Here is a 3,094-nt window from a genome sequence, read left to right as displayed (position 1 = left end):
TCACAGTTAAATTTTTAGCCTAATTAAAATTTCAAGGCTTACACCAAAACTTATACAAGAATACAATTATGCTAATGCTTTAGGCCTAAATACAATAATTCTTAATTATCTCCTATGGAGATTGGCTTTAAGCAAAGCTTAAAAGCCACTTAATTATTAATTCTTAATTTCACAGTTAAATTTTTAGCCTAATTAAAATTTCAAGGCTTACACCAAAACTTATACAAGAATACAATTATGCTAATGCTTTAGGCCTAAATACAATAATTCTTAATTATCTCCTATGGAGATTGGCTTTAAGCAAAGCGTAAAAGCCACTTAATTATTAATTTTCACAAGCATATTTCTTATTAAAAAGTTTATCCTTCACAAAAAACATGTAAACTATAAAACATATAAATCCAGTAATCCATGTAAGAGGATATCCAAAACAAACATAATCAATAGTATCTGCAAAATGACTCATAATAAAAAGCCATATAAGCCTTACACCACACAAATTAGCTGTCATTATAAGCATTGGTGGTGTTGCCTTTGAAAAACCTCTAAGTAATCCACAGAAACATTGTATTCCAGCACTAAATATATAAAATGGAGCAAAATAAAACAACATTTTTACACCAAAATAAATAACATTTTCATCAGTAGAAAAAATAGATACTATTCCTCTACTAAATATAAGAAGAATTATAGATACTATTATAGAATAAGATACAGATATAATAGACGATACTATAGCACCTTTCTTTACTCTATCCATTTTTCCTGCTCCGTAATTTTGGCCTATAAATATAGTTTGTGCCATACCAAAGCTTAATACTGGAAGTATTATAAATCCATCTATTTTTATGTATGCTCCACAGCCTGCCACTGCATCTGTTCCAAAAAGATTAATATAACCTTGAACAAGTACATTTGAAAAAGCTATTATTGACTGCTGAAGTCCTGCTGGAATTCCAACTTTGATTATTCTTATAAGAATTTTAAAATCAATAGCTAAACTTTTTAAGCTAACCATATATATGTCTTTTTGTCTAAGAAGTGTAATAAAAACAAACACAGCTGATATTGTTTGAGATATTAATGTAGCATATCCTGCACCTTTTATTCCAAATCCTAAATTTTTAACAAATAAAATATCTAACATAATATTTATAACTGATGATAAACATAAAAAATACAAAGGAGTTCTTGAATCTCCTAAAGCTCTCATTATTCCAGACACAACATTATACATAACTATTGGTATACCACCCATAAAATAAATTTTAAGGAAAGTATTTGCTGCTTCTTGAACATCTTCTGGTGTTCCTATAACATCTATCATCACTCTTGAAAATATTATTCCAAGAATCATTAAAATAATTCCACCTATAAATCCAATCATAACACATGTATTAGTGGCCTTTTTTAAATTTTTTCTATCATCTGCCCCAAAATATTGTGAAATAATTACTCCTGCTCCTGTTGCAAAGCCCATAAATAATCCTATCATCATATTTATAAGAGGCGTACTTGAGCCAACTGCTGCTAATGCATCTGTGCCTACATAATTACCTACCATAACAGAGTCTATTACACTATACATTTGCTGAAATAAATTACCTATTAAAAGGGGAATTGAAAAAAACACAATTTCCTTTACAATACTCCCTTTAGTCATAAGCCCCTTTTCAGTTTTATCCACTTTTATCACTTCTCTCAATATAATGATATATTTTTATTTATCAAGCAAAATTAACGCTACAAACACAAGATCTTCTTTGCTTGCATTTTCAAGTCCATGACCCATTCCATCTCCTGTAAATGTAACATCTCCTTTTTTGACTCTTCTCATTGTTCCATTGTCATTATATATTCCCTCACCTGACAAAATGTAATATGTTTCGCTTTCTTTATGATGCTCATGATATCCAATAGCACAGCCTTCTTTTAATGTTACTTCTGCATAAAGTCTAGCACTATTTTTATATTGCTCTTTTCCAATTAAATGCTTAACAATTCTATAGCCTTTTCCTTTTGGTGCATTTTCTAATTTTTCAACTTTTAAATCCATACAAATTACGCCTCCAAATACTTAAATATATTATATATTTTAACACATAATTAATATAATAAAAAAGATGCATGGATTTGATTTTTCATTTCCATACACCTTTCTTTTTTAATGCAGCCTCAAATATGTGCTTCATTTCACTTTTTCTTCTTTATCACTTACAACTTCCATAATTAATAATTAAGGATTAATAATTAAGAATTCAGGATATTTTTACTCCTTCGTCGTAAAAATTTTAATTTATATTTGTGTGGGTGGACAAGCTCCATATTTCAAGGCTTACACTAAAATCTATATAAGACCTAATTATACTAATGCTTTGGGCCTAATTACAATAATTATTAATTATCTCCTTGGGAGATTGGCTTTTAAGCGTAGCAAAAAAGCCACTTAATTATTAATTCTTAATTTCATAGCTAAAAATATAGCCTAATTAACTAACAATTAGGCTTTTTATATAGCTTATCCATTCTAGCAGCTATTTCTGGTTCATAAACTTCCTTTTGCCATTTATCCTTTTCAACTTCTACAATATCAACAGAAACAGCATCTTCTGAACTTCCTGCATTTTTAACTACAGTTTTTGTTATTTCATCTGCTAATTTCTTTTTAACTTCTTCTGATCTTCCTGGATATAATTTCACTACAATATGTGGCATAAAATTCAACTCCTTCTTTTTTAATGTGGTCTGAAATATTTTCTTCATTAAGCGTTCTATTCTTCATCACTTACAACTTTGATAATTAATAATTAAGGATTAATAATTAAGAATTCAGGATATTTTTACTCCTTCGTCGTAAAAATTTTAATTTATATTTGTGTGGGTGGACAAGCTCCATATTTCAAGGCTTACACTAAATCCTATATAAGACCTAATTATACTAATGCTTTGGCCCTAATTACAATAATTATTAATTATCTCCTGTGGAGATTGGCTTTTAAGCGTAGCAAAAAAGCCACTTAATTATTAATTCTTAATTTCACAGCTAAATTTTTAGCCTAATTAAAACTTCAAGGCCTACACCAACTATATAAAA

General features: G+C 28.7%; 3 protein-coding genes. All 3 read right to left on the bottom strand.

The genetic code is table 11. From position 1 onward, the window contains the following. Window positions 1-325 precede the first annotated feature (325 nt). The 3 genes from ACTNAO_RS12670 to ACTNAO_RS12660 all read right to left on the bottom strand — a co-directional run bounded on the left by ACTNAO_RS12670 (window position 326) and on the right by ACTNAO_RS12660 (window position 2,715). Window positions 326-1,687 (bottom strand): MATE family efflux transporter, encoded by a 1,362-nt coding sequence (locus ACTNAO_RS12670; RefSeq protein WP_441029629.1) that lies wholly within the window; start codon window positions 1,685-1,687, stop codon window positions 326-328. Between the two features lie 33 nt (window positions 1,688-1,720). Further along, window positions 1,721-2,056, bottom strand: a complete 336-nt coding sequence (locus tag ACTNAO_RS12665; RefSeq protein WP_441029626.1) for a cupin domain-containing protein — start codon at window positions 2,054-2,056, stop codon at window positions 1,721-1,723. 437 nt (window positions 2,057-2,493) lie between these two features. After that, window positions 2,494-2,715: a tautomerase family protein gene (locus tag ACTNAO_RS12660; protein WP_441029623.1), complete on the bottom strand. Its 222-nt coding sequence runs from the start codon at window positions 2,713-2,715 to the stop codon at window positions 2,494-2,496. Window positions 2,716-3,094: the final 379 nt, after the last annotated feature.

Source organism: Clostridium sp. HCP1S3_C6 (genome assembly GCF_052066735.1).
GTDB lineage: Bacteria > Bacillota > Clostridia > Clostridiales > Clostridiaceae > Clostridium.
The sequence above is the reverse complement of the archived record's forward strand: the minus strand, read 5'-3'. Positions and strand labels throughout refer to the sequence as shown.